The following is a 25,866-nucleotide window of genomic DNA, read 5'->3' on the forward strand; positions in this document are numbered from 1 at the left end:
ACGTGCACACCACTGTCTCCGCCGCGGGCCTCACCGTGCGCTACGGCGGCACCCGGGCCCTGGACGGCGTCTCGCTGCGCCTGACGGACGGCGTGACCGGCCTGCTGGGCCCGAACGGCGCCGGAAAGACGACCCTGCTGAAGGTCCTGGCCACGGCCGTGCCGCCCGACAGCGGCGGCTTCACGGTCCGCGGCGAGGACCCGTCGACCCCGGCCGGCCGGCTGGCCGTCCGCCGCACGCTCGGCTACCTCCCGCAGACCCCCGGTTTCCACCCGGACTTCACGGCCTTCGAGTTCGTCGACTACGTGGCCGTCCTCAAGGAGCTGACCAACCGGGCCGAGCGCCACCGCGAGGTGCGGCGCGTCGTGGACCAGGTCGGGCTCGCCGACGTGCGCGGCACGCGCATCAGGCGGCTGTCCGGCGGCATGCGCCAGCGGGTCGCGCTGGCCGCGGCCCTCGTCGGCGACCCCGGCTTCCTGGTCCTGGACGAGCCGACCGTCCACCTCGACCCCGAACAGCGGATGCGGTTCCGGGAGCTGGTCGCGGAGGCGGGGGAGGGCCGCACGGTGCTGCTCTCCACCCACCAGACCGAGGACGTGGCGATGCTCTGCCACCACGTGATCGTCCTGGCGGGCGGCGCGGTCCGCTTCGACGGCACCCCCGCCGAGCTGACGGCACGGGCGGCGGCCCGGGTGTGGAGCAGTACGGAACGCGCCCCGGGCGCCCGGGCGGGCTGGCGCACCGGCAGCGGCGCCTACCGCAACGTGGGCGATCCGCCGGCCGGCGCCGACCTGCTCGAACCGACCCTGGAGGACGGCTACCTGCTGGTCCTCGACGACGAGACCACGGAGGTGGCGGCGGCATGACGACGACCCTGGTGAAGCCGGCCGTGCCGGTGGCGGGCGGTCCCGGCCGCCGTACCGCGTCCGTGCTGACCCTCGCGGCCTTCGAGGCCCGCCAACTCGCCCTGCAGATACCGGTGGTGGTGCTCGGCCTGGTGTATCTCGTCTACGTCGGCTACCAGTTGCTCGGCCGGGACGAGGGCATGGACGCGTACCCGGTCCTCCACGACGCCGACCGCGCCACCCAGGGCGGTCCGATGCTGCTCTGCGTCGCCCTGCTGGCGTGCGTGCACCGGGCCGCCCTGCTGAACCGGCGGCGCGGGCTGGAGGAGCAGCTCTCGGTGCTGGTCATGTCGCCGCCGCGGCGCACCCTGGCGCACGCCCTGTCGGTGGTGCCGTTCGCCGTCGGCGTGGCCCTGGTGGTGGGCGTCCAGTTCGGCTGGGCGGCGCTGCGGCCGGGCGCGGCCGGTCATGGCTCGCTCGCCGAACTCGCCGTCGCCCCGCTGACGGTCCTGCTCTCCGGGGCGGTCGGTGTCCTGCTGGCCCGGGTGCTGCCGTTCCCGGCGGCCCCGGTGCTGTTCGTGATCGCCCTGGCGGTCGTCGTCACCCTCCTCGGCGGCGTCACGGGCGGCGCGCACGGTGTCCAGTGGCTCTGGCCGACGGTGCAGGAGAACGGCGGCACGCCGGTCCCGGGCGAGCTGCTGGGCCGCCCGGCGGGCTGGCACGCGCTGTACCTGGCGGGGTTGACGGTGCTGGCGGCGAGCGTCGCGGTACTGGTGGCGGGCGGCCGGACGCGGGCGCTCCAGGTGGTGACGGCCGTGGCCCTGGCCGCGACGGTCGCCGGCGTGAACGGCCAGACCCCGGGCACCTCGGCCTCGCTCCAGGCCACCCGGAAGGCGGAGGCGGACCGCCCGGGGAAGTTCCAGACGTGCGTGGAGCGCGACGGATCCCGGTACTGCGCCTACCCGGACTGGACGGGCTGGACGGCCGACTGGGCGGGAGTGGTGCGCCGGGTGCGGGCCGAGGCGGGCGGCGACGCGGCGAACCCCCGTCTCACCGTCCGCCAGCGCATCCAGGAGATCACCGACCTGACCACGGACGCCGCCCTGCCGACCAGTTCGACCCGGGGCACGGTCACGGTCGGCACCCAGTGGGGCGGCAACCGCGTCCCCGAGTTCGCGGTCGGCGTCGCCAGGGTCCTGGTGGCGGGCGACGAGATGGCGTCCATCGACATGTGCGACGCCCGGGCGGTCACGACGATGTGGCTGGCCCTCGCCACCGACCCGACCCCGGAGGACACCTTCCGCCGGCTCCGCATCGACGACAGCCTCAGCGGCCCGGCCGCGGTCCTCACCCCGGACGGCGGCAGCATGGGCGTCTCCGCCCAGGCCACCGAGGTCGTACGGGAACTGCTCCGCGCCCCGCACGACACGATCGCGGCCCGGGTGAAGGCCCACTGGACCGAACTGACCTCGTCACGGACGACCACGGCGGAGGCGGCCCGCCTGCTCGGCGTGACCGTCCCGAAGGGCGCGGACGACTGCGGGGAGGGCTGACGGGGGATGCCGGAGCCGGCTCACGTCCTGACGGCCCTCACGTCTCCGTGCGGTACATCAGGTCCGTCTCGTGCGTCGTGAAGCCGAGGCGTTCGTACACCGCCACCGCCGCCGTGTTGTCGGCGTCGACGTAGAGCATCGCCGTCGGCAGGCCCCGGTCGGACAGATGGCGCAGGCCGATGGTGGTGAGGGACTTGCCGAGGCCGCCGCCCTGGGCGGCGGGGGAGACACCGAGGACGTAGACCTCGCCGAGGCCCTCCTGGTCGTGGACCTTCGTCCAGTGGAAGCCGACGAGTTCGCCCGCGCGCTCGGCGAGGAAGAAGCCGGCCGGGTCGAACCAGGGCTGGGACTTGCGGTCGTCCAGGTCGCGTTGGGTGAGTGAGCCCTGTTCGGGGTGGTGGGCGAAGGCGGCCGCGTTCAGGGCGAGCCAGGCCGTGTCGTCCTGACCGGGCACGAAGGCACGGACCGTCACGCCCTCGGGCAGCTTCGGGTCGGGCAGGTCCAGGTTCGTCAACGGGCGGCGCATCTGGCGCAGTTCTCGGAACAGGGTGAGGCCGAGGACCTGGGCGAGGTGGCGGGCCGCCGAGTGGCCGCCGTGGGCCCAGACACGCAGCCGCTTGCCGGAGGCCGCGAGGAGGGCGGAGCCGAGCGCGCGGCCGTGGCCGTGGCCCCGGTGGGCGGGGTGGACGACGAGTTCCGCGGCCGGTGCCTCCACCGGGTCGGTGTCCTCCAGCTGGGCGTAGCCGACGAGTTCGTCGCCGACGCTGAGCAGCAGATGGGAGACGCCCTCGCGGGCGCCGCCGCGGATCTGGATCCGGCCCTGCTCGGACACCGGCTGCTGGCCGTCGGAACGGGCCGCCTCCGCGAGCAGTCCCAGCACGGCCTCGGCCTGGTCCGGGGTGAGCGCGGAGTAGGTGTCGATGGAGCGGGAGTACATGGGCGGCCGTGCGGTGTCGTCGCTGGTCATGCGTACGAGGGTACGGGGCCGGACCGGCAAAGTGGGGACACCGGAGAAGGTAAAGGGCAGGGCAACCGGCAACCAAGATGTAACCATGAACCCCCTGTTGCGCTACGCGCGTTGACCCTAGGCTGCGCCGGACCGGGCCACTTCTCAGCAGACCCACAGGGGGGTTCCATGCAAGCGAAGGCCAGACCGTCCAGACGGCGTACCTACGCGCTGCTCGCGTCGGCCGCCGGGCTCGCCACCGTCGCAGCCCTGGCGAGCGCGCTGCCCGCCGACGCCCACTCCGGCAAGGGGCACGGGCACCACGGCCCCAGCCGCTACCAGGACGTCCAGCTCCTCTCCTTCAACGACCTGCACGGCAACCTGGAGCCGCCGGCGGGCTCGTCGGGCCGGGTGACCGAGACCCAGGCCGACGGGACGACGAAGACGATCGACGCCGGCGGTGTGGAGTACCTCGCCACGCACCTGCGCCAGGCCCGCAAGGGCAACCCGTACTCCGTCACGGCCGCCGGCGGTGACATGGTCGGCGCCTCCCCGCTGATCTCCGGGCTCTTCCACGACGAGCCCACCATCGAGGCGCTCAACAAGCTCGACCTGGACGTGACGACGGTCGGCAACCACGAGTTCGACGAGGGCGCCAGGGAACTCGCGCGCCTGCAGAACGGCGGCTGCCACCCCACCGACGGCTGCTACACCGACAAGAAGTTCAAGGGTGCCGACTTCCCCTACCTGGCCGCCAACGTCCTCGACGACAAGACCGACAAGCCGATCCTGAAGCCTTACTGGGTCTGGAAGAAGAAGGACGTCAGGATCGGCTTCATCGGCGTCACCCTGGAGGGCACGCCGGGCATCGTCTCCGCCGACGGCGTCAAGGGGCTGGCCTTCAAGGACGAGGTCGAGACGATCAACAAGTACGCCAAGGTGCTCCAGCGCCAGGGCGTCCAGTCGATCGTGGCGCTGGTGCACGAGGGCGGCTTCCCGGCCTCCGCCAACTACAACTACGACTGCGACTCCCCGGGCGCCGGCAGCGGTATCTCCGGGCCGATCGTCGACATCGCGAAGAACGTCAGCCCGGCCGTGGACGCGCTCGTCACCGGACACACCCACACCGCGTACGTCTGCACGGTCGACGACCCGGCCGGCAACCCCCGCATGGTCACCTCCGCCGCCTCCTTCGGCCGCCTCTACACCGACACCACCCTGACGTACGACCGCCGCACCGGCGACATCGCGCGTACGGCCGTGAAGTCGGCGAACCACGTGGTCACCCGGGACGTCGCCAAGGCGCCCGACATGACCGCGCTGATCGGCAAGTGGAACACCCTCGCCGCCCCGATCGGCAACCGCGCCATCGGCTACATCTCCGCCGACGTCAACAGCACCGGCACCGAGTCCCCGATGGGCGACCTGATCGCCGACGCGCAACTGGCGTACGGCAGGAAGCTGGACCCGGAGACCGACCTGGCGCTGATGAACCCGGGCGGGGTGCGGGCCGGACTGACGTACGCGGCCAAGGGGAGCGAGGGCGACGGTGTGGTGACCTACGCCGAGGGCTTCACGGTCCAGCCGTTCGCCAACACCGTCAACCTCCAGGACTTCACCGGGGCCCAGGTCATCCAGGCGCTCAAGGAGCAGGTGAGCGGGAGCAACGCCGCCGCCCCGAAGATCCTCCAGCCCTCCAGGGGCCTCACCTACACCCTGGACCTGACGAAGACGGGCGCGGACCGTGTCGTCACCGACTCCGTGAAGCTGAACGGCACCGCCATCGACCCGGCGGCCACCTACCGCGTCGCCACCAACTCCTTCCTCGCGGGCGGCGGCGACGGCTTCACCACCCTCGGCCAGGGCACCGGCGACGTCGTCGGCACCGACGACCTGTCCGCCCTGGCGGACTACCTGACGGCCAACTCCTCGGCCACGAGCCCGATCGCGCCGCCGGCCACCGACCGGATCACGATCGTGCAGTAGTCACCCCACGCCGGCCCTCGGGCCCGGTGCGCGCAGCCGCGTGCACCGGGCCCGCTCTGTTTTATAAAACCTGTGTGAGGCGATGTTTGGTTCCGCGTTGCTCCTGAAAATTCATCTCAGCCGCAATTCATCGAGGTCTAAGTGAAAATGGCTTTCTTCGGCTCGCGGAGCACGTAATGTTTTCCATGTCGAAAGCGAACGGCGCAGACGGCAGAACGAAGGAGAACACCATGAGCTTCCACAGGATCGCCCCGGTCAAGAAGAGCCACAAGCCCGCTCCGGCCCCGAAGAAGCCCGCGCCGAAGAAGCCTGCTCCGAAGCGCCGCCCGGTCGGCGACCAGCGCTGACAAAGAATTTACAGACGTAATTCAAATCAATTCACAGGTCATTGCAGCAGGGCGGTAGAGGACTGTTGCAGAACCATGACAGAGGCCCCGGCAGAGGCCACGACAGAGAGGAACAGCACCATGAGCTTCCACAAGATCGCCCCGGTCAGGAAGAACCACAAGCCCGCTCCGGCCCCGAAGAAGCCCGCGCCGAAGAAGCCGGCCCCCAAGCGCCGCCCCGTCGGCGACCAGCACTGAGGCACGCAGCGAGGCGGGGCCACCGGTCGAGCACGTTCGCACCGGTGGCCCCGCCTCGGCCATGTGCACTCCTGTGCGCACAGAGACAAGAAGGGAGTTGCCGACCATGAGAGAAGCCCGGGTGGCCTTCCGCCGCTTCTGGCCGCTGACCCGCGGCGACCGCAGATGGCTCGGCGCGATCATCGCCTGCGTGGTGGTGTCCGCGCTCGCCGAGACCGCCGCGATCCTGCTCTTCGCCGACCTCACCGACAACGCCCTGGCGGCCGGCTCGCTGTCCGCCTTCTGGGGGCCGGCCGGCGCCTGGCTGGGCGTCGCCGCGCTCGGCGCGTTCGTCGGCTACTGCGGCAACTCACTGGCCACCTGGACCGCCGAACGGTTCGTGCTGCGGCTGCGCGCCAAGGTCTTCCGGCATGTCCAGGACCTGCCCCCGCACTTCTTCCAGCGGCACCGCCAGGGCGACCTGGTGGAGCGCCTCACCGGTGACGTCGAGGCCATCGAGCAGATGGTCGTCTCGGGTGTCGTCGGCACCGTCGCCGCCGCCTTCTCCGCCGTCTTCTACGCGGCCGCCGCCTTCTGGCTGCGCTGGGACCTGGCCCTGGCCACCTTCGTCCTCGCGCCCCTGTTCCTGTTCGCCGCCCGCCGCTTCTCCGGCCGGATCAGGACGGCCTCGCAGGACGAACGGGTCGCCGACGGCGCGATCACCTCCGTGGTCGAGGAGTCGCTCGGCAACGTCGTCCTCACCCAGGCGTACAACCGGCGCCGGGACGAGGAGAAGCGCCTCGACGTCGAGGCCCGCGCCTGGATGCGGGCGAGCGTGCGCGGCGCCCGGCTCAGCGAGATGTACGCGCAGTTCGTCGAGGTCGTCGAGACCCTCTGCGTGCTCGCCGTGATCGGCCTGGGCGTCTGGGAGATCTCCGCGGACCGCATGACCCTCGGCCAGTTGCTCGCCTTCGCCGCCTTCCTCGGCTACCTCTACCCGCCGATCCGCAACCTCGGCCAGCTCGGCCTCACCCTCACCGCGGCCACCGCGGGCGCGGAACGCATCAACGAGATCCTGGACGCCGAGCCCGCCGTCACCGACCCCGCCCGGCCGGTCGGCCCCTGGCCGGTGCGCGGCTGGGTCAGCTTCCACAACGTGTCCTTCCGCTATCCGGAGTCCCGCCGCGCCTCCCTCCGGGACATCGACCTCGTGGCCGGCCCCGGCGAACTGGTCCTGGTCACCGGCAGGAGCGGCGCCGGCAAGTCCACCCTCTCCAAGCTCCTCACCCGCTTCTACGACCCCTCGGCCGGCGTGATCTGCCTGGACGGCGTCCCGCTCACGGACATGCCGCTGGAGTTCCTCCGGGAGAACGTGGCCCTGCTTCCGCAGCAGACGCTCATCCTCAACGGCACGGTCCGCGAGAACATCGGGTGCGGCCGGCCCGGGGCGACGGACACCGAGATCGAGCAGGCGGCCCGGGACGCCGCCGCCCACGACTTCGTCGCCGCCCTCCCCGAGGGCTACGACACCCACATCGCGCCCGGCACGGCCGCCCTCTCCGGTGGTCAGCTCCAGCGGATCGCCATCGCCCGCGCGATGCTGCGCGCCGCCCCGGTCCTCGTCCTCGACGAGCCCACCGCGGGACTGGACGCGATCGCCGCCCGCCAGGTGGTGACCCCGCTGCGCAGGCTGATGGCGGGCCGTACGACCATCATGATCACCCACGACCTCACCCTCGCCCCCGACGCCGACCGCATCCTGGTCGTCGACGGCGGCCGCCTGGTGGAGTCCGGCACGCACGCCGAACTCCTCGCCCGCGACGGCGCGTACGCCGGCCTGGCCCACCCCCTCCCGGAGGCGATCGCGGCGCAACCGGCGCCGGCCCCGGACGAGACGATGATCCTCAGGTGGTAGCGGCGGTTCAGGCGAAGGCGAAGGCCAAGGCGAAGACGGCCGCCACGATCGCCGCCGCCAGCGCCAGACCCACCACCACCGACCACGTCTTGCGCCGCGCGATCCGCCGCACGATCTGCTCCTCGACGGCCGGGCGCAGCTCCCAGTCGAAGCCGCGGTACGGGACGGCGGTCAGACAGATGTCGGTGATCTCGGCGTACGGGTCGTCCAGCTGCCAGTTGTTGAGCTGCGGCAGCGGGAACCGGCGTCCGTCGAAGTCGTACAGGTAGACGACCCAGTCCGGATACGTCACCCCGGAGCCGCCGCCCTGGACGCGCTCGACCCGGATGCCGTACACCTCCCGCCACGCCCAGGTCCGTGCGTGCAGGGCCCACTGCGCGGTGACGCCCTGCCCCGTGACCCGGGTGTGCGCCCGGTACTGGTTCAGCGGGACCATGACCAGGAGCATCAGGAACAGCAGCCCGAACCCGAGTGAGCCCCATCTGCGCAGCCCGCCGTCATCCGTGTAGAGCTGTAGGTACGCACCCCCGATGGTCGCGCCCACCACCAGGAAGTACCGCCCCGGCAGCCTGCGCCGTCTCCGGTACACGCGCTCCACGCCTGTCGCCTCCCCCATCGAGGCCCCCCTCCTCAGACCCGCACCGAACTGGTGCGCGGCTGAGGAGAGGATAGGACCGCTCGCTGTGACGTCAGTTGCGTGGCCGGGTGCTCCAGTACCGCTGGAGTACGGCGCTCAGCGCGACGCCCGAGGCCACCGGTACGCACACCATCAGCAGGAAGAAATGGTCCGCCTGGTCCGCGAACACCAGCGCCAGGGAGACCACGAACATCACCACCGTCATGGCGACGGCACCGTACCCGCCCCACAGCCGTGCCTTGCGCCGCACGGCCCCCCGCAGGATCCGCTCCTCGACGTCCGGACGCCGTTCCCAGCCGAGGCTGCGCTGCGGGGCGGCGGCCAGGCACAGCTCCGAGACCTCGGTGTAGGGGTCGGCAAGCTGCCAGTCGTCGAGGTGCGGGAGCAGGAAGCGGCGGCCGTCGAAGTCGTACAGGTGGGTGAGCCACCGGGGACCGTTCCCGCCGGAACCGCGCGGGAGGGGCTCCACCCGGATGTCGTACACCTCGGACCAGGCCCAGGTACGGGTCCGCAGCGGTCCCCGCGCGGTGATCCCGGCGCTCGTGACCCTGGTGTACGCCCGGTACTGCTGCAGCGCGACCCGCGTGAGCACCACGACGATCAGCAGCCCGAAGAGGGGCGGCCCCCACCAGTCCCCGCCGTCGCCCCCGTCGTGGAGACGACCGGTCTGGAGGAGGGTGTTGAACAGCACCACCGCCAGCAGGACCAGGTACGACCCGGGCAGTCTTCGCCTCTTCCGGTACTCCCGCTCCACTCCACCCTCGGCCACGACCCGAACCCCTCCCCAGGCGCACCGAACGGGTGCGCGACTGGGGAGAGGATAAGCGGCCTGGTGGTGGAGCCTCCGGGCAGATCAGGAGGCGGCCGGCGGCCGGAAGCCGAACCTATTGTCCTGCCTCCGGCGGAGCCGTGGGCGCCCCCGGCAGCCGTACCGTCGCCACCGTGCCGCCGCCGCTCGCGCGGGCCAGGGTGACCTCGCCGCCGACCTGCTGGACCGTGCGGGCCACGATGGACAGGCCGAGGCCGGACCCGGGCAGGGCCCGTGCGCTCGGGCTGCGCCAGAAGCGGTCGAAGACGTGCGGGAGTTCGTCCTCCGGGATGCCGGGGCCGTGGTCGCGGACCGTGAGGACGCCGTGGTCCAGGGCGACGTCGATCGTGCCGCCCTCGGGGCTGAACTTCACCGCGTTGTCGAGGATGTTGACGATCGCCCGCTCCAGGGCGGAGGGCTCGGCGCGTACGAACCACGGCCGAACGTCCGCCGTGATCTTCAGCTCCGGGCCGCGCAGCTGGGCGCGGCGCAGGGCCGCCTCGACCGTGTCCTGCAACGCCACCACCTGGACGCGCTCGCCGCGCTGGCCCTCCGACCGGGACAGCTCCTGGAGGTCGCCGATCAGCGACGCCAGCTCCGTCATCTGCGCCTTCACCGAGGCGAGCAGCGCCTTGCGGTCCGCCGGGGGGATCGGGCGGCCGGTCTCCTCGCTGCGGGTGAGGAGCTCGATGTTGGTACGGAGGGAGGTGAGGGGGGTACGGAGTTCGTGGCCGGCGTCGGCGATGAGCTGCTGCTGGAGTTCGCGGGAGCTCGCGAGTGACGTCGTCATCGAGTTGAACGAGCGCGAGAGGCGGGCGATCTCGTCGTCGGCCTCCTCCTCCACCGGGATGCGGATCCCCAGGTCCTCGGTACGGGCGACGTGTTCGACGGCTTCGGTGAGTTCGTCGACGGGACGCAGACCGGCCCGCGCGACCGCGAGGCCGGCGGCTCCGGCGCCGATGACTCCGATGCCGGAGACGAGCAGGAGGATCAGGGCGAGGTCTTTGAGGGTGTCCTGGGTGCTCTTCAGGGGAACCGCGGTGATCAGTCCGACGTAGGAACCGCTCTCGGTGGCGAACACCTGGGTCATCACGCGCAGCGGGTTGCCGTCCTTGTCGGTGCCGTTGCGGAAGTAGAGGGTCCCGAGGTTCCCGGCCTTGATGACGTCCTTGTCGCTCTGCGCGACCTTGATCACGCCCGTGGAGTCATGGTCGAGGCAGATCGAGCCGTCCGTCTTGACCACCTGGGCGTAGCTGATCCGCAGGCCGTTGGAGTCCGAAACCGTCGGGGAGCAGTCGAAGAGGATCCTCTGGGCGGCCATTTGCGCCGGTCCGCGTACCTTCTGCAGGTCCGCCCCCAACTGGTCGTACAGCTTCCCCTGCACGATGAACCAGCACGTCACCGAGACCGCCGCCACCGCGAACGCCACCGCCGCCGCGACCAGCATCGACAGGCGGGCGCGGATCGGGAGGGTGCGGAAGCGGCGGGCGAGCCTGTTCACTCGGCGCCGCCCTGGCGCAGGACGTACCCGACGCCGCGCACGGTGTGGACGAGGCGGGGCTCGCCGCCGGCCTCGGTCTTGCGGCGGAGGTACATGACGTAGACGTCGAGGGAGTTGGAGGAGGGCTCGAAGTCGAAGCCCCAGACGGCCTTGAGGATCTGCTCGCGGGTGAGGACCTGGCGTGGGTGGGCCATGAACATCTCCAGGAGCGTGAACTCGGTGCGGGTCAGCTCCACCTGCCGGCCGGCCCGGGTGACCTCGCGGGTCGCCAGGTCCATCCGCAGGTCGGCGAAGGTGAGCGCCTCGTCCTCCTGGCCCCCGTCGGCCACCGAACCCGAGTAGGAGCTGCGGCGCAGGAGGGCACGGATACGGGCGAAGAGTTCGTCGAGTTCGAAGGGCTTGACAAGGTAGTCGTCCGCCCCGGCGTCGAGGCCGGTGACGCGGTCGCCGACCGTGTCGCGGGCCGTCAGCATCAGGATCGGGGTCGTGTCGCCCGCCCCGCGGATCCGGCGGGCCGCGGTCATGCCGTCCATCCGCGGCATCTGGATGTCGAGGACGATCAGGTCCGGCTTGTAGGCCGGGGCCTTCTCCAGCGCGTCCGCCCCGTCGACCGCGACCTCGGTCTCGTACCCATCGAAGGCCAGGCTGCGCTGGAGGGCTTCGCGTACGGCCGGCTCGTCGTCGACGATCAGAATGCGCTGGGGGTCACGGTCGCCTTCGGCGGGGCTCATCGCTCGCGGTTCCTCGGGGTGTGATGGGTGGGTCGGGGTGCGGTGGTTCGCGGTGGGACGTCTCTCAGCCTCGCATGTTTCCGGGCTGCCGGGTATGCGCCCGTTGGGGCGTAACGCCCCCTAGCCGCGTACCAGGGTCATACGGCTCAGCGGCACCTTGCGCTGGTGCGGCCGGTCCGCGGACATGCGCAGCCCCATCAGTTCCGGGGCCGGCACGATCTCCGGGGCGCGCGGGGCCGGGGACACCGCCGCCTTGGCCGGCGCGTTGAGCTCGTACGCCACCTCGAGGGCGAGGTCGAAGCCGGCCGGGTTGTCACCGCTCGTGTGGTGCGAAACCTGCTTGATCATGACGTACTCCCTTGCGCTCGGTGTGCTCTTGGTGCCGTGTTTCAGCTGGTGGAGCCCGCCCGCAGCTTGGCCAGGTCGGACTTGACGGTGTTGATCGGGATGGCGAAGCCGAGGCCGACGCTGCCCGCGTCCGAGGAGGACGACGAGGAGTCCGAACTGGCCGAGTACATCGCCGAGTTGATGCCGATGATGTTGCCGCCGGCGTCGATCAGCGCACCGCCGGAGTTGCCGGGGTTCAGCGAGGCGTCGGTCTGGATCGCCTTGTAGGTCGTAGTCGACGAGCCCGTGTCGCCGTTGAACTGCCGGCCGCCGAAGGAGAACGGCCACTGGCCGTCGCTGCCGCCGCCCTGGCTCTGCTGGTCCTGGCCCTCGTCGGTGGAGACGGTCACGTCCCGGTCGAGCGCGGAGACGATGCCGCTGGTGACGGTGCCGCTGAGGCCCTCGGGGGAGCCGATCGCGACGACCGTGTCGCCGACCTGGACGCCGTCGGAGTTGCCGAGGGTGGCGGTCTTGAGACCGGACGCGCCCTGGAGCTTGACGAGGGCGAGGTCCTTGGCGCTGTCGGTGCCGACGACCTGGGCGGTGTAGGACTTGCCGGTGCTGGTGGTGGCCTTGATCGACTGGGCGCCGGAGATCACGTGGTTGTTGGTGACGATCTCGCCGTTGCTGCTGATGACGACGCCGGAGCCGGTGGAGGTGCCGTTGCTGAGGGTGGCGGTGATCTCCACGACGCTCGGGCTGACGGCGGCGGCGATCGTGGCGACGTCGCCCTTCTTGCTGGAGGGCACCACGCTGGTGGTGGTGGAGCTGGAGACGACGTCGTTCTTGCCGGTCAGCTCCTGGAAGGCGTACGCGGTGCCGCCGCCGACGGCCGCCGCGACGATCGCGACCGCGGCGAGCAGGGCTATCGGGCCCCGGGTGCGCTTCTGCTTGGCGTGGACCGAGTGCGGCTCCTGGACGGCCTGCGGGGCCGGCTGGTGGGCCGGCGGGGGCGGCCACTCCGGACTGACGGGGGCGGAGGCGTGCTGCTGGGGGTACGCGCCCTGGTAGGCGTCACCCTGGGGACCCTGAGGGTTCTCGTACTCGCCGCTGCTGCGGAGGCTCTCGGTCATGACAATTAGCTTGTCCCGTGACCATGAGAGCTGCCTGAGTGCTCGCTGAGAACGCCGCGAGAAGCGCGTTTGCCCGATATAAGGAACCTTCTCGCAGGTCGGGCGGGGTTCTCATCAAGCGTTCATGAGGACCTTCTTCGGGTGCGGCCCGGCGGGGGCTTGTCGCGCCCGCGCGGCGGTAGCCGCATATCGAATACAGCCCCGCGCCCCTTCAGGGGCGCTCACCGCGGCGCCCTGCTTTCAGGGGCGCGGGGAACTGCGCGAGCAACCACGACGCACCCGCAGCCGAAGAGCCACCCGCACCCGCAGCCGAAGAGCCACCCGCACCCGCAGCCAAAGAGCCACCCGCACCCGCAGCCAACGAGCCACCCGCACCCGCGCTCGGAGAGCTACCCGCAGCCGCAGGAACCCCGCACCACCAGCCGGGAAGGAAACGTCTTCAGGCGCTCTCTCCGCGACCCCGCCACCCGCAGGCCGTCGTCCAGGACCAGATCCACCGCCGCCCGGGCCATCGCCGGGCGGTCCGATGCGATCGTTGTCAGCGGCGGATCCGCCAGCCCCGCTTCCTTGATGTCGTCGAAGCCGGCCACCGCCAGCTCGCCCGGCACGTCGATGCGCAGCTCGCGGGCCGCCCGCAGCAGGCCGATCGCCTGGTCGTCGGTGGAGCAGAAGAACGCCGGCGGCCGGTCGGGGCGAGCCAGCACCTCCAGGGCCACCCGGTACGCGTCGTACCTGTTGTACGGCGCCTCGAACAGTCGGCCCTCCGTGGTCAGGCCCGCCTCGTCCATGGCCCGCTTCCAGCCCTCGACGTGGTCCGAGACCGGGTCGCCGACGGCCGGGGTGTCCGCCGTACCGCCCATACAGGCCACGTACTCGTAGCCGTGTTCCAGCAGGTGCCGGACGGCCAGCTGGGCGCCGCCCAGGTCGTCCGTCACCACCGCCACGTCGTCGATCGCCTCCGGCCGCTCGTGCAGCAGCACCACCCGGGCGTCCCAGGCGTCGATCTCGGCGGCGGCCAGATCGTTCAGCGCGTGGGAGACGAGGATGAGGCCCGAGACCCGCATCCCCAGGAACGCGCGCAGATAGTGGACCTCGCGCTCGCCGACGTAGTCGGTGTTGCCGACCAGCACCATCTTTCCGCGCTCGGACGCGGCCTGCTCCACCGCGTGCGCCATCTCGCCGAAGAAGGGCTGACGGGCGTCCGGGATGATCAGCCCTATGAGGTCCGTGCGCCGGGATGCCATCGCCTGGGCGACCCGGTCGGGCCGGTACCCCAGTTCCTTGATCGCGGCGAGGACACGCTCGCGCGTGGCCGGTGCGACCGGCCGGGGTCCGTTGTTGATGACATAACTGACCACGGCGGTCGAAGTCCCCGCCAGCCGCGCCACATCATCCCGAGTCACCTTGGCCACGCGCGGAGTCTACGCGGATGGACCCGCTCTGGGCAGGGCATATCGAAGCTTCGCTTGCGGAAGCAATGCCCTGTCCGGGCGACGGCCATGCCTCGCCCGGACCCCCACTACGCCTCCGCCGGTACCTCGACCGCGTCCAGGGCCGCCGAAGCGTCCGCATCCTCCGGCTTTGGACCCTCCGCCCGTGCCCTGGCCTCGTCGCTGACCCGCTCGCCCCGTTCACCCTTCTCCGGGGTAACGAATCGATAACCGACGTTCCGGACGGTCCCGATCAAGGACTCGTGCTCCACGCCGAGCTTGGCGCGCAGCCGCCGTACGTGTACGTCCACGGTCCGGGTGCCGCCGAAGTAGTCGTAGCCCCAGACCTCCTGGAGCAGCTGTGCACGAGTGAACACCCGGCCGGGGTGCTGGGCCAGGTACTTGAGGAGCTCGAACTCCTTGAAGGTGAGGTCGAGGACCCGTCCCTTGAGCTTGGCGCTGTACGTCGCCTCGTCCACCGAGAGGTCGCCGTTGCGGATCTCCATGGGGGAGTCGTCGTTGACGATCTGCTGGCGGCCCATGGCGAGGCGCAGCCGTGCCTCGACCTCGGCCGGGCCGGCGGTGTCGAGGAGTACGTCGTCGATGCCCCAGTCGGCGGTGACGGCGGCGAGCCCGCCCTCGGTGACGACCAGGATGAGCGGACAGCCGGGGCCGGTCGAGCGCAGCAGCTGGCAGAGGCTGCGCACCTGGGGGAGGTCGCGGCGCCCGTCGATGAGGATGACGTCGGCGCCCGGGGTGTCGACGAGGGCGGGGCCCTCGGCCGGAGCGACCCGCACGTTGTGCAGGAGCAGCCCGAGGGCCGGCAACACCTCCGTCGACGGCTGGAGGGCGTTGGTCAGGAGCAGCAGAGAACTCATACGTCTGGTTCCTCCTCGGTCCCTGCGAGGACTGTGTGCAATGACACTGCGCTGCGCTCCCGAGCCTCCGTACAGCCGCGGTCACCTGGAGTTTCCCGCTTCGTATACAGAGCTTCCGAAAGCACAAAAGGACCCGGTGGCGGCGCTGCCCGAGTCCTCTGCACAGCAGAATAGCCCACATGAGCAACGGTCCGGCAGGTCATGTGGCACGTTCCGTAATTCGTCCGAACTGTGAGACAAGCAGAAGCACCCCTATCCGGACGTTTCTGCGCACGGACGACGGGGTTTCCGTCGATTCCGTATACGATCCCGCCTCCGTCGTATACGACGGCTCCCAGCCACTCTCCCGTGACCTGGTGTTCGTCCTGGCCCATGGTTTCACCGGCGACGTCGACCGGCCACACGTACGACGGGTGGTGGCCGCGCTGACGCGTCACGCCCCGGTGGTCAGCTTCTCCTTCCGGGGCCATGGCCGCTCCGGCGGCCGCACCACGGTCGGTGACCGCGAGGTCCTCGACCTGGCGGCGGCGGTGCGCTGGGCGCGTCACTTCGGGCACGCCCGGGTGGTGACCGTCGGCTTCTCGATGGGCGGCTCGGTGGTGCTGCGGCACGCGGCGCTGAACGCCGGTGTGGACGCCGTGGTCTCGGTGTCGTCCCCGGCCCGCTGGTACTACCGGGGCACCGCCCCCATGCGCCGCGTCCACTGGCTGGTCACCAGACCGGAGGGCCGTCTGGTCGGCCGCTACGGCTTCCGCACCCGCATCCACCACCGCGACTGGGACCCGGTGCCGCTGTCGCCGGTGGAGGCGGTGCCCAGGATCGCCCCCACCCCGCTGCTGATCGTGCACGGCGACAGCGACGGTTACTTCCCGGTCGACCACCCCCGGATGCTCGCGGACGCCGCCGGTGGCGCCGCCGAGCTGTGGCTGGAACCCGGCATGGGCCATGCCGAGCACGCCGCGGACGACGGGCTGCTGGCCAGGATCGGCGACTGGGCGACCTCCCGGGCGGGCTAGCCTGAGCCTGTAAAACTGCTACACAGCCGACTGATCGTTCTTACTGGTTCTCACTGGTTCTTACTGAGTCTCTTGAGGAAGCTGATGCCCAAGGTCACGGTGCGCTACTGGGCCGCCGCGAAGGCCGCGGCCGGCATCGCCGAGGAGCCGTACGACGCGGACACCCTCGCCGAGGCGCTGACCGCGGTACGCACGCGACACCCCGGGGAACTCGCGCGCGTCCTGCGGCGATGCTCCTTCCTCATCGACGGTGACCCCGTGGGGACGCGCGAGCATGAGACGGTACGGCTGGCCGAGGGCGGCACGGTCGAGGTGCTCCCGCCGTTCGCAGGAGGGTGAGCGAGACCGATGACCAACCAGCCGTACGAGGGCTACGACCCGTACCAGCAGCCCCCCGCCCAGCCGCAGTGGGGGTACGAGGAGCAGCAGTACGCCACGCAGCAGTGGCAGGGGCAGACCTGGGAGACGCAGACGCACGCGCCGGTGCAGGCGGCACAGCCGCAGGCGTCGGCGGCGGAGACGGCGTACATGCCCCAGCAGACCTACACACCGGCCCAGCAGCAGGCACAGCAGCAGGCACAGGCGCAGGCACAGGCGCAGGCGCAGGCACAGCAGCAGGCGCAGGCACAGCAGCAGGCCCAGGGCCAGGGCCAGCAGCAACCGGCCTACATGCAGCAGCCGCAGCAGGCACAGCAGCCGCAGCCGACGCAACAGCCGACGCACACACCGCCCCCGGCGCCCGGCTCCGGCCCCGCCGAGCCCGGCACCGGCTACGGTCCCGCGACCCTGGCCGGCAACGCGCGCATCACCGACGCGCAGCGGGCCCGCCTGGAGGGGCGCTCGCCGATCATCGAGCCGGGGATGCAGCCGGCCCTGCTGACGGGTCTGCTGGGCCTGCTCCTTGCGGTGGCGGCCCCGGTCTCCTCCTACGCCCTGGTGGTCCCGCTGGTGATCCTCCAGGCGGTGACGGCGGCGGGCTGGTTCCGGCTGAACGGCATGTGGCCGGCCCGGCAGGGCATCGCCCTCGCCTTCCTGGGCGCGCTGGCGGCGGACGCCGCGGTGCTGGTGGCGGGCCGCGACCAGGCCCCGGCGGCGATCCTGGGCCCGCTGGGCATCTGGGTCCTGCTCTCCCTGGTCCTGCAGCTCCGCTCGCACGCGGACCCGGACACCCGTATGTACGGCCTGATGGCGACGGTCGCCTCCTCCGCGCTGGCGATCATCGCGACGGGCTTCCTGGGCGCGGACCCGGACGCGGCCTCGGTGGGCGCGGCGGCGGTCGCGGTGGCGGTGGTGGCGCGGGCGCTGCCGCTGCCGACGGTGGCGTCGGTGGTGGTGTCGGTGCTGGCGGCGGCCGGGGCGGGCATCGCGGTGGGCGGCATGACCGGGCTGGGCGCCAAGGGCGCGCTGATCGGCGCGGGGGCCGCGGTGTGCGCGCTGGCCGGTCACCGTGCGGCGAGCTACGACTACCCGTCGAAGTTCGTGCACTTCACGGCGGGCGTGGCGCTGCCGCTGGCCGCGGCGGCTCCGGCGGTGTGGATCCTGGGCCGGTAGTTCTCGGCTGCGGGTGCGTTGTGGTCGCTCGCGTGGTTCCCCGCGCCCCTGAAGGGCGCGAGGCTGTCGTCGGTGTTGAAACCTGTCACAGGTGTTCGACAAAAATCCGGTTGTCGTCCCCGGCAGGGTTAGCGTGAACTCGCCGTTATCGAACGCCGACCCGGGGGACCCCATCACCATGCGAGCCCTGCGTATCTTCCTGATCGTCGTCGTCATCCTCGGCGTGCTCTTCGTGGTCGTCGACCGCGTCGCCGTGCACTTCGCCGAGGGCGAGGCCGCCGGCAAGTTGAAGACGACGGAGGACCTCGCGAGCACCCCCGACGTCTCCATCAAGGGCTTCCCGTTCCTCACCCAGGTCGCCGGCGGCACGCTGGACGACGTGGAGGTCGGCATCAAGGACTACGACGCCACCACCGGCACCGCCGGCAAGACGATCCGTATCGAGGACCTGAAGGCCGACATGAAGGGCGTCACCTTCACCGGCGACTACAGCTCCGCCACCGCGCGGACCGCCACCGGCACCGCGCTCATCTCCTACAGCGAGCTGCTGAAGAACGTGGACACGCAGCCCACCGACCTCGGCCTCGGCTTCACCGGCAAGGTCGTCGGTCTCGCCGACGGCGGCAACGGCAAGATCAAGGTCACCCTCGACCTCACCGTCCCCGGTCTGGACGCGCACCAGAAGGTGAACATCCTGAGCACGGTCACCGTCAAGGACAACACCGTGCAGGTGCACGCCGACAACCTGCCCAAGCTCGCCGGGGTCAGCCTCGTCGAGGACCGGTTCCGGCAGGCCTCCGACTTCCAGCAGGCGATCAGTCAGCTTCCCGGCGGCATCCGGCTGGACAAGGTGGAGGCGGCGGCGGACGGTGTGGAGATCGGGGTGAAGGGTTCGAACGTGCGGCTGGCCGGGTAGAAGGCGGCACGGCGGCGGCCGGCACGGCTGACGGAACCCGTCCATCTGTCGAGACGGCGATGTCCGTACCGTAGATATGACAACGGGCGCGGCGGGGCGGCGGCTGCCCGGTCACGCCCCGGGCCGCCACCCTGTCCCATAATCCGGACGATCGCGTCTCATCATGCGACATGCCGGTGACATGCCCGGTCATCCGTCCCTACGATCGAGCCCATGAAGCGTCAGGCGGATCTCACGAAGCGGCGGGCAGTCGACCTGTGCCGCGTCGCCGCCATGCTCTGTCGCCCCTTCTGACGGTGGAGGCCGCTGCCTCCGCATCCCCCCTGCCCTCCCACGCCGAGGGCATCCGTGCGCGCCCGCGCGCACCCACCCGCACTCGCACGCCCCGCCGCATCTGCCCCGGAGGAGAAAGAGCATGAGCCGCAGCGACGTCCTGGTCGACGCCGACTGGGTCCAGGAGAACCTGGACAACGCCGACATCGCGATCGTGGAGGTGGACGAGGACACGTCCGCCTACGAGAAGAACCACATCCGAGGCGCCATCCGCATCGACTGGACCAAGGACCTTCAGGACCCGGTCCGCCGCGACTTCATCGACCAGGAGGGCTTCGAGAAGCTCCTGTCGGCGAAGGGCATCGCCAACGACACGCTGGTGATCCTGTACGGCGGCAACAACAACTGGTTCGCGTCCTACGCCTACTGGTACTTCAAGCTCTACGGCCACGAGAACGTCAAGCTTCTCGACGGCGGCCGCAAGAAGTGGGAGCTGGACGCCCGCGAGCTGGTCGAGGAGGTGCCCGAGCGCGCCGAGACCTCCTACCAGGCGAAGCCGCAGAACACCGCGATCCGCGCCTTCCGCGACGACGTCGTGGCGGCCATCGGCTCGCAGAACCTCGTCGACGTCCGTTCCCCCGACGAGTTCTCCGGCAAGCTGCTCGCCCCGGCCCACCTGCCGCAGGAGCAGTCGCAGCGCCCGGGCCACGTCCCGTCCGCGCGGAACATCCCGTGGTCGAAGAACGCCAACGACGACGGCACCTTCAAGTCGGACGACGAGCTCAAGGAGCTCTACGCCGAGGAGCAGGTGGACCTCGCCAAGGACACCATCGCCTACTGCCGTATCGGCGAGCGCTCGGCCCTGACCTGGTTCGTCCTGCACGAGCTGCTCGGTGTCGAGAACGTCAAGAACTACGACGGCTCCTGGACCGAGTACGGCAGCCTCGTCGGCGTCCCGATCGAGCTCGGCGCCAACAAGTAGGACCCGCAGGACCCCGGCAAGTCCCCAGACCGACCTTTCAAGACCTCAACAGGAGTACGACATGTGTGGAGCGAAGGCCGGCGGCCCGGACAGCTCGACGATCAAGCCCGGTGAGACCACCATCCAGGGTCAGGTGACCCGCGACGGCGAGCCGGTGACGGGTTACGTCCGTCTCCTGGACTCGACGGGCGAGTTCACCGCGGAGGTCCCGACCTCCGCCACCGGACAGTTCCGCTTCTACGCGGCGGAGGGCACCTGGACCGTCCGCGCCCTCGTCCCCGGCGCCACCGCCGACCGCACGGTCGTCGCCCAGCAGGGCGGCCTGGCCGAGGTCGCGATCGCGGTCTGACCAGCTCGAAGCAAGGGCCGCGCCTCCCGGGTCGAAGACCCGAGGCGCGGCCCTTCGCCGTGTCCGCACACCGGACCTACCCTGGATGCATGCTGGCCCGGCGTCGTCGCGTGTACTTCGTCATGATGGGGATCTGTATCGGTCTCTTCGTCCTGGCCTGGGGAGTCGTGCGCATCTGGTCCGTCCCCGCCGCCGTGGGGATGTGTGTGGTGGCCATGGTCATCCCGCCCGTCGCCGCCATGGTCGCGAACCGCCGGGGCCCCGACGACCGCTGGTGGGACGACCCCTCCGGTGACCCCAAGTCCGACGAGTGGTGGGACGAGCTGGACGGGAAGAAGCGTCCCCGGCAATGACGCCCGACGTGCCCGCCGCCTGTCGTGGCCGGCTTCCGTCGTGTCCGGCGTCTACCGGAACGCTTCGACGTTGCGCAGGGCCCACGCGGCGAAGGGCCGGGGCGGACGGCCGAGCACTCCCTCGATGTCCGGGCTGAGCCGCAGCTCGCCCGCGTTGGGCTCGCCGAGGACGGCCAGCGTCGTCGCCACCACCGGCTCCGGCATGAACGCGGCCATCCGGGCGTGCGCCGCCTCCCGGGTCAGCTCCACGAACCGCACCGGCTCACCGAGCGCCGCACCGATGGCCTCGGCCTGCTGCCGGGGCGTGACGGCCGCCGGCCCGTTCAACTCGTAGACCCGGCCGGTGTGTTCGTCCTTGCGCAGAGCCACCGCGGCGACCTCCGCGAGGTCCGCCGGATCGACCACCGGGATCCCGACGTCACCGAACGGCGCGGCGACCGTCCGTTCCGCGCGCACCGACTCCGCCCAGGCGTAGGCGTTGGACGCGAAACCGCCGGCCCTGAGGATCGTCCAGGCCAGGCCCGACCCGCGCACCGCGTCCTCGACCGCCCGCATCGCTCCGCCGTGCGAGGGCGACTCCGGCCTGGTCACCACGCCCTGTGAGGAGAGCAGCACCACCCGCGCCACCCCGGCGTCCCGGGCCACCGCCAGCACGGCCGGCGCGTCGAGCCCGTGTCCGCCCGTGCCGCCGTCGTGCAGGAACAGCGCCTCGGCACCGTCGAACGCGGGCCGCAGACTCTCCGGCTCGGCCAGGTCGGCCCGCACCCGTACGACCCCTGCCGGCAGATCCACGGGGGCGATCCCCCGCGACACCGCCGTCACCCGTTCCCCGGCCGCCGCCAGGGAAGCCACCAGCGACCGGCCCACGTTCCCGGTCGCACCCGTCACCACGATCATGCTCAACTCCCGTATTTTCCGGTGGTCTTACGCGATGGCAGCGACGCTAACAGCGCCGGTATAGTAGGTACCTAGAGGAAAGTGACTACCTCAGAGGGGTGTGGCCCATGACGACCGCGACGCGACGGACCGCGCCCGACGCCCTGTCCGACCCCGAGCTGGCCTGCCCGGTCTCCCCGGTCGTGGACATCGTCTTCAGCCGCTGGACCACACCGATCCTCTGGTCCCTGCACACCTTCGGCCGCCAGCGGTTCGTCCAGCTGGAGCGCCGTATCAAGGGCATCACGCCGAAGGTGCTCACCCAGCGGCTGCGCCAGCTGGAGCGCGACGGCCTGGTCGTGCGCACCTACCACCCCGAGGTGCCGCCGCGCGTCGAGTACGAGATCAGCGACCTCGGTACCACCCTCGCCCCGCTCTTCGCCCACCTCGCCGACTGGGCCGGCACCCACCTCGACGACGTCGAGACGGCCCGGCAGCGCTACGACGAGGCGGGATCCCCGCGCCCCTGAAGCGCGGTCCCGGAAGCGCGGTACTAGTAGACGAGCGCCTGCGTCCCCTCCGCCATCGCCTCCTGCACGAAGACCTGCGCACCCGCGATCCGTACGCCCTCGATGACGTCCTTCTCCGTGATGTCCCGGCGGGCCGCGCACTGCGTGCAGAGCGTGAGCGTGCCGCCCGCCAGGATCGAGTCGACCAGGTCCGGCAGCGGAGCGGCATGCGGCAGCTCGAACTCGGCGGCCCGCCCCGGCAACGCGAACCACGCGGACTCGCCGGTCAGCCACATCGACACCTCGACGCCGCTGGCGACGGCCACCGCCGCCACCGTGAACGCCTGCGAGCACCGCTCCGGGGCGTCCGCCCCGGCCGTCACCTTGATCACGAGCTTCTTCGCCATGCCTGCAGGGTAATCGCGCCGCGTCATGGCTGGTGCTCCGCGCGCTGATGCTGGCGCAGCAGCACGTTCGCGTCGGTGGCCGCGCTGTGGTCGTACGCGACCAGCGCGGTCTCTCTTCGATCGCCGAGGTCCGCGCACTCGGCGCAGCCGGGGACGGGCCGGGGTGGTCGGCTCAGGTCGTCGGGGGACGGCGGTACGGCCCACGTACTACGGTCGTTCGCCGCGCGCACGCCGGCACTGAGCCGCTCTCTGTCGGTAGCGGGGCGTAGCGTCGCCGGGTCGGCCTGCCACTCCCTGCCGCCGCCGACGGGACGCAGCATCGCGTACGGCCCCGACTGGTCCCGGTACTCGCCGACCTGGTCGGTGGCGGTGTCGTAGAACAGGGTTCCGGGCTCCATGGCATTTGCTCCTTTCGTCCAACATCTATACGAAATGCGTGAGTTGGACTACTCTGGGTATCGAGGCTGCTACGAGCATGGCCCGGAGGTGGCGTCGGCACGCCGATGGCGAGCGGTTCTTCCCCGTCTGGCGGCGCTAATTCCACAAATTCCATGACGTACCAGGGAGGGGTGCGGTGCCGCAGAGGCGCGTGGTGACGGGGCGTAGTCAGGAGCCCAGGCAACGGTTCGCGGAGGAGTTACGGCTGTTGAGGGCGGAGAAGGGGGTGAGCTTGCGGGAGCTGGCCGAGCGGGTGGGCTGGGATCCGTCTCTCTTCGGAAAGATGGAGAACGGGCACACGCTGGGCGGGCCGGAGGTGGTTCAGGCGCTCGATCAGTACTACGGGACGCCGGGGCTGTTGCTCGCATTGTGGGAGCTGGCGATGGCGGATCCTACGCAGTTCCGGGAGCGGTATCGGCACTACATGACGTTGGAAGCCGATGCGGTGAGTATGTGGCAGTACTCGCCGAGCCTCCTTCCGGGCCTGCTGCAAACTCCTGAGTACGCTACGGAGTTGCTCAGGCAGGGCGGACTCAAGGGCGACGAACTGGGAGCGCAGGTCGAGGCTCGGATGGGCCGACGCGAGGCGCTGCTGCGGGACGACTGCCCCCAGTTCCGCGCGATTCTCTCCGAAGCCGTGCTACGCACACCACTCCAGGAAACCGAGGAGTGGCAGGGGCAGTTGGAGCACCTGACGCTGATGAGTCATCGCCTCAATGTCACGATCCAGGTGCTGCCGATGTCCGCCGGGCTCCACGGCCTGACAAACACCGACACCATGTTCCTGCGTGGCCTAAGTGGCCAGACGGTGGCGTGGGTCGAGACCGGTTATTCCGGCGAACTCGTGCAAGAAACGGCCGCCGTCGAACACCTCCAGCTCCGATACGATCGGGTACGCGATTTGGCACTATCCCCTGACGAATCGCGGCAGTTCATCGAGCGGATGCTGGAGGAAGGGCCATGCGAGCCATCGACCTGAGCGACATCACCTGGCGCAAGAGCAGCTACAGCAACCAGGACGGCGGCAACTGCCTCGAAGTCGCCGCCGACATCCCCACCCTCGTCCCCGTCCGTGACAGCAAGGACACCGGTCGCGGCGCCCTCGTTTTCTCGGCCTCCGCCTGGTCGGCGTTCATCGACGGAGTCGCCCGCTGACCGGGCGGTAGGCCTCGATCGCCACCTGGACGAACGGCCGCAGCAAGGGATTGGTGTCTCCCTCGACCCATGCCACCACCACCCGGCTCGGCTCCATGTCCACGATCGGTACCGTCACGAGCCCGGCGCCCGGCGCGTGGTCGGTCGTCGTCATGCCCACCGTGCCGTTCCACAGCACCGCCTGCCGGCACTCCTGGATCGCCCGCACCACCGGCCCCTCCCGCACCGTCCCGCCGTTCCAGTACGACTGCCAGCGGCCGTCCGTGCCCGCCGGGAACCGGAACCACTGCCGGTCGGCGAGGTCGGCCAGCGTCAGGCTCTCCCGGCGGGCCAGCGGATCATCGGCGCGGAGCAGCGCGCCCACCGGGTCGGCCCGCAACTCCCGTACCACCAGGCCGGTTTCGTCGAAAGGCGCGCGGGTCAGGGCGACGTCCACGAGCCCGGCGTGCAGCCCGCAGGTGGGGTCGGTGAGGTCGGTCTCGCGGATCCGGATCCCGACGCCGGGGTGACGTTCGCGGTAGGCGCGGGCCAGCCGGCGCACGCCGGGATCCGTGCTGTCGCCGAGGAGGCCGACGGTGAGGGCGGTGGCGCCCGCCGCCGTGGCGACCCGTACGCGCAGCCTGTCGGCCTGGTCGAGGAGTGCCCGGGCCTCGGTGAGGAGCACCGCTCCGACGGGGGTGAGCGCGACACCGGCCGGGGACCGCTCGAAGAGCGCCGCGCCGATCTCGCCCTCCAGCCCCTTGATCGCACGGCTCAGCGGGGGCTGGCTCATATGGAGCCGGGCGGCGGCCCGGCCGAAGTGGAGTTCCTCGGCGACGGCCACGAAGTAGCGCAGCGTCCGTAGCTCGATCCGCTCCATCCGCTCCATGCAGCCACGATACCGACCGGGTATCGAGGCGGCGGAACAGGTCTTGGACAGCCGTACCGCCCCGGCCGTCGAATCGAGGCATGACGACCCACGACCATCACGAACCCGCCGTATCCGTCGTCGGCCCGGACGACGGCGAGGTGCTCGTCCTCGGCACCACCCGGATGCGCGTCCTGGAGGACGGCCGTACCACCGGCCACCGGCTCGGCATCGCCGAGTCCGTGCTCGCGCCGCACACCCCCGGCCCGCCGCAGCACCGGCACGGCGGGCACGACGAGGGCTTCTACGTCGTCTCCGGCTCCGTGCGGTTCACGGTCGGGGAGGACGACCACGACGCCACCGCCGGCACCCTGGTGATGGTGCCGCCCGGCGCCCCGCACACCTTCGCCAACGTCACCGACGAACCGGCGGTCATGCTCAGCACGTTCACGCCCGACCTGTACGTGCGGTACTTCCGGGAACTGCGGGACCTGTTCGCGACCGGAGAGGCGCCGAGCCCGCGGGCCGGCCTCGAGGTGATGAGCCGTTACGCCACCGAGCCCGCCTCATGAGCGTCGCCTACTGGACCGTCGCCGGGCTGCTCGCCCTCTTCTACCTCTACGCGGGCGGGCTGAAGGCCGTCCGGAGCCGGGAGCGGCTGCGGCCGATGATGGCGTGGGTGGACGGCATGCCGATGGCGGCGGTGCGGGCGATCGGGGCCGTGGAGCTGCTCGGCGCGCTCGGCCTGCTGCTTCCACGTCTGACCGGTGTCGCGCCCTGGTCGGCGACCGCCGCCGCGGTCGGGTTGGCCGTGCTCCAACTCGGGGCGATCAGGGTGCACGTGCGTATGGGGGACCGTCAGATCGCCCTCAACATCACGCTGCTGCTCACAGCGGCGGTCGCGGCCTGGCTCGCGGCGGTGTCCTGATCGTGATTAATCG

At 71.1% G+C, this 25,866-nt stretch carries 30 protein-coding genes; 17 read left to right on the forward strand and 13 right to left on the reverse strand.

From position 1 onward, the window contains the following. The first annotated feature begins 2 nt into the window (after nucleotides 1–2). Nucleotides 3–866, forward strand: a complete 864-nt coding sequence (locus tag ACWDGI_RS23820) for an ABC transporter ATP-binding protein (protein WP_450762084.1) — start codon at nucleotides 3–5, stop codon at nucleotides 864–866. Then, entirely contained in the window at nucleotides 863–2,398 is a 1,536-nt protein-coding gene (locus ACWDGI_RS23825) for an ABC transporter permease (protein WP_450762086.1), read from the forward strand. Before ACWDGI_RS23820 ends, ACWDGI_RS23825 begins: the two co-directional genes overlap by 4 nt. A gap of 37 nt (nucleotides 2,399–2,435) precedes the next feature. Here ACWDGI_RS23825 and mshD read toward each other — a convergent pair whose 3' ends face one another. Then, nucleotides 2,436–3,365: a mycothiol synthase gene (gene mshD / locus ACWDGI_RS23830; RefSeq protein ID WP_450762088.1), complete on the reverse strand. Its 930-nt coding sequence runs from the start codon at nucleotides 3,363–3,365 to the stop codon at nucleotides 2,436–2,438. 168 nt (nucleotides 3,366–3,533) lie between these two features. On the opposite strand from mshD, the gene ACWDGI_RS23835 reads away from it, so the two are divergent. Then, nucleotides 3,534–5,330 (forward strand): bifunctional metallophosphatase/5'-nucleotidase, encoded by a 1,797-nt coding sequence (locus ACWDGI_RS23835; protein ID WP_450762089.1) that lies wholly within the window; start codon nucleotides 3,534–3,536, stop codon nucleotides 5,328–5,330. A gap of 690 nt (nucleotides 5,331–6,020) precedes the next feature. Further along, a complete protein-coding gene (locus ACWDGI_RS23840; RefSeq protein WP_450762091.1) occupies nucleotides 6,021–7,808 on the forward strand; it encodes an ABC transporter ATP-binding protein in 1,788 nt (595 codons plus the stop codon). 7 nt (nucleotides 7,809–7,815) lie between these two features. Here ACWDGI_RS23840 and ACWDGI_RS23845 read toward each other — a convergent pair whose 3' ends face one another. The 8 genes from ACWDGI_RS23845 to ACWDGI_RS23880 all read right to left on the reverse strand — a co-directional run bounded on the left by ACWDGI_RS23845 (nucleotide 7,816) and on the right by ACWDGI_RS23880 (nucleotide 15,253). Then, nucleotides 7,816–8,424, reverse strand: a complete 609-nt coding sequence (locus ACWDGI_RS23845; protein WP_450762093.1) for a hypothetical protein — start codon at nucleotides 8,422–8,424, stop codon at nucleotides 7,816–7,818. Nucleotides 8,425–8,497: 73 nt separating this feature from the next. Next, a complete protein-coding gene (locus ACWDGI_RS23850; protein ID WP_450762095.1) occupies nucleotides 8,498–9,214 on the reverse strand; it encodes a PH domain-containing protein in 717 nt (238 codons plus the stop codon). Between the two features lie 115 nt (nucleotides 9,215–9,329). Beyond that, nucleotides 9,330–10,754, reverse strand: coding sequence for a sensor histidine kinase (locus ACWDGI_RS23855; RefSeq protein ID WP_450762097.1), 1,425 nt, complete (start codon nucleotides 10,752–10,754; stop codon nucleotides 9,330–9,332). After that, a complete protein-coding gene (locus tag ACWDGI_RS23860; protein WP_450762099.1) occupies nucleotides 10,751–11,485 on the reverse strand; it encodes a response regulator transcription factor in 735 nt (244 codons plus the stop codon). Before ACWDGI_RS23860 ends, ACWDGI_RS23855 begins: the two co-directional genes overlap by 4 nt. A 120-nt stretch (nucleotides 11,486–11,605) precedes the next feature. Beyond that, the gene (locus ACWDGI_RS23865) at nucleotides 11,606–11,833 is read right to left on the reverse strand and encodes a hypothetical protein (protein ID WP_450762101.1); all 228 of its coding nucleotides are present in this window, start codon (nucleotides 11,831–11,833) and stop codon (nucleotides 11,606–11,608) included. Nucleotides 11,834–11,874: 41 nt separating this feature from the next. Beyond that, on the reverse strand, nucleotides 11,875–12,945 hold the full coding sequence (locus ACWDGI_RS23870; protein WP_450762102.1) for a S1C family serine protease: 1,071 nt from the start codon (nucleotides 12,943–12,945) through the stop codon (nucleotides 11,875–11,877). A 389-nt stretch (nucleotides 12,946–13,334) separates the two neighbouring features. Further along, nucleotides 13,335–14,357: a LacI family DNA-binding transcriptional regulator gene (locus tag ACWDGI_RS23875; RefSeq protein WP_450762104.1), complete on the reverse strand. Its 1,023-nt coding sequence runs from the start codon at nucleotides 14,355–14,357 to the stop codon at nucleotides 13,335–13,337. 107 nt (nucleotides 14,358–14,464) lie between these two features. After that, a complete protein-coding gene (locus tag ACWDGI_RS23880; protein ID WP_450762106.1) occupies nucleotides 14,465–15,253 on the reverse strand; it encodes a response regulator transcription factor in 789 nt (262 codons plus the stop codon). A gap of 179 nt (nucleotides 15,254–15,432) precedes the next feature. Between ACWDGI_RS23880 and ACWDGI_RS23885 the strand changes: the two genes are divergently transcribed. From ACWDGI_RS23885 to ACWDGI_RS23920, 8 genes are all read left to right on the forward strand, one after another. Then, nucleotides 15,433–16,269, forward strand: coding sequence for an alpha/beta hydrolase (locus ACWDGI_RS23885; RefSeq protein WP_450762107.1), 837 nt, complete (start codon nucleotides 15,433–15,435; stop codon nucleotides 16,267–16,269). 84 nt (nucleotides 16,270–16,353) lie between these two features. Beyond that, nucleotides 16,354–16,608, forward strand: coding sequence for a MoaD/ThiS family protein (locus ACWDGI_RS23890; protein ID WP_450762109.1), 255 nt, complete (start codon nucleotides 16,354–16,356; stop codon nucleotides 16,606–16,608). Between the two features lie 9 nt (nucleotides 16,609–16,617). Then, nucleotides 16,618–17,820 carry a hypothetical protein gene (locus ACWDGI_RS23895; protein ID WP_450762111.1) on the forward strand — a complete coding sequence of 401 codons (1,203 nt, stop codon included), beginning with the start codon at nucleotides 16,618–16,620 and terminating at the stop codon, nucleotides 17,818–17,820. A gap of 178 nt (nucleotides 17,821–17,998) precedes the next feature. Continuing rightward, nucleotides 17,999–18,736, forward strand: coding sequence for an LmeA family phospholipid-binding protein (locus tag ACWDGI_RS23900; protein WP_450762113.1), 738 nt, complete (start codon nucleotides 17,999–18,001; stop codon nucleotides 18,734–18,736). Between the two features lie 213 nt (nucleotides 18,737–18,949). Beyond that, a complete protein-coding gene (locus tag ACWDGI_RS23905) occupies nucleotides 18,950–19,030 on the forward strand; it encodes an Ms5788A family Cys-rich leader peptide (protein WP_350751515.1) in 81 nt (26 codons plus the stop codon). Nucleotides 19,031–19,151: 121 nt separating this feature from the next. Then, nucleotides 19,152–19,991 carry a sulfurtransferase gene (locus ACWDGI_RS23910; RefSeq protein ID WP_450762115.1) on the forward strand — a complete coding sequence of 280 codons (840 nt, stop codon included), beginning with the start codon at nucleotides 19,152–19,154 and terminating at the stop codon, nucleotides 19,989–19,991. A gap of 61 nt (nucleotides 19,992–20,052) precedes the next feature. Further along, a complete protein-coding gene (locus tag ACWDGI_RS23915; RefSeq protein ID WP_351708937.1) occupies nucleotides 20,053–20,340 on the forward strand; it encodes a DUF1416 domain-containing protein in 288 nt (95 codons plus the stop codon). 89 nt (nucleotides 20,341–20,429) lie between these two features. Beyond that, nucleotides 20,430–20,693 (forward strand): DUF3099 domain-containing protein, encoded by a 264-nt coding sequence (locus ACWDGI_RS23920; protein ID WP_351747018.1) that lies wholly within the window; start codon nucleotides 20,430–20,432, stop codon nucleotides 20,691–20,693. Nucleotides 20,694–20,744: 51 nt separating this feature from the next. Here ACWDGI_RS23920 and ACWDGI_RS23925 read toward each other — a convergent pair whose 3' ends face one another. Continuing rightward, complete coding sequence (locus tag ACWDGI_RS23925) at nucleotides 20,745–21,590, reverse strand: NAD(P)H-binding protein (RefSeq protein ID WP_450762609.1); 846 nt, start codon at nucleotides 21,588–21,590, stop codon at nucleotides 20,745–20,747. Between the two features lie 107 nt (nucleotides 21,591–21,697). Here ACWDGI_RS23925 and ACWDGI_RS23930 point away from each other — a divergent pair, with 107 nt between their 5' ends. After that, nucleotides 21,698–22,099: a winged helix-turn-helix transcriptional regulator gene (locus tag ACWDGI_RS23930; protein ID WP_450762118.1), complete on the forward strand. Its 402-nt coding sequence runs from the start codon at nucleotides 21,698–21,700 to the stop codon at nucleotides 22,097–22,099. 23 nt (nucleotides 22,100–22,122) lie between these two features. On the opposite strand, the gene ACWDGI_RS23935 is transcribed toward ACWDGI_RS23930, so the two are convergent. Both ACWDGI_RS23935 and ACWDGI_RS23940 read right to left on the reverse strand, forming a co-directional pair. Continuing rightward, complete coding sequence (locus ACWDGI_RS23935; protein WP_046732507.1) at nucleotides 22,123–22,485, reverse strand: DsrE family protein; 363 nt, start codon at nucleotides 22,483–22,485, stop codon at nucleotides 22,123–22,125. A 23-nt stretch (nucleotides 22,486–22,508) separates the two neighbouring features. After that, on the reverse strand, nucleotides 22,509–22,883 hold the full coding sequence (locus ACWDGI_RS23940) for a hypothetical protein (protein ID WP_351747010.1): 375 nt from the start codon (nucleotides 22,881–22,883) through the stop codon (nucleotides 22,509–22,511). 176 nt (nucleotides 22,884–23,059) lie between these two features. On the opposite strand from ACWDGI_RS23940, the gene ACWDGI_RS23945 reads away from it, so the two are divergent. After that, complete coding sequence (locus tag ACWDGI_RS23945; protein WP_450762121.1) at nucleotides 23,060–23,902, forward strand: helix-turn-helix domain-containing protein; 843 nt, start codon at nucleotides 23,060–23,062, stop codon at nucleotides 23,900–23,902. Beyond that, entirely contained in the window at nucleotides 23,884–24,078 is a 195-nt protein-coding gene (locus ACWDGI_RS23950) for a DUF397 domain-containing protein (protein ID WP_450762123.1), read from the forward strand. Before ACWDGI_RS23945 ends, ACWDGI_RS23950 begins: the two co-directional genes overlap by 19 nt. Here ACWDGI_RS23950 and ACWDGI_RS23955 read toward each other — a convergent pair. Further along, nucleotides 24,056–24,928: a LysR substrate-binding domain-containing protein gene (locus ACWDGI_RS23955; RefSeq protein ID WP_450762611.1), complete on the reverse strand. Its 873-nt coding sequence runs from the start codon at nucleotides 24,926–24,928 to the stop codon at nucleotides 24,056–24,058. The two genes, ACWDGI_RS23950 and ACWDGI_RS23955, sit on opposite strands and share 23 nt — an antisense overlap. A 98-nt stretch (nucleotides 24,929–25,026) precedes the next feature. Between ACWDGI_RS23955 and ACWDGI_RS23960 the strand changes: the two genes are divergently transcribed. Together ACWDGI_RS23960 and ACWDGI_RS23965 are read left to right on the forward strand one after the other, a co-directional pair. After that, a complete protein-coding gene (locus ACWDGI_RS23960; protein WP_450762125.1) occupies nucleotides 25,027–25,497 on the forward strand; it encodes a cupin domain-containing protein in 471 nt (156 codons plus the stop codon). Then, nucleotides 25,494–25,853 (forward strand): DoxX family protein, encoded by a 360-nt coding sequence (locus tag ACWDGI_RS23965; protein ID WP_450762127.1) that lies wholly within the window; start codon nucleotides 25,494–25,496, stop codon nucleotides 25,851–25,853. The genes ACWDGI_RS23960 and ACWDGI_RS23965 overlap by 4 nt, the downstream gene beginning before the upstream one ends. The last annotated feature ends 13 nt before the right edge of the window (nucleotides 25,854–25,866 follow it).

The organism is Streptomyces sp. NPDC001220 (genome assembly GCF_053597895.1).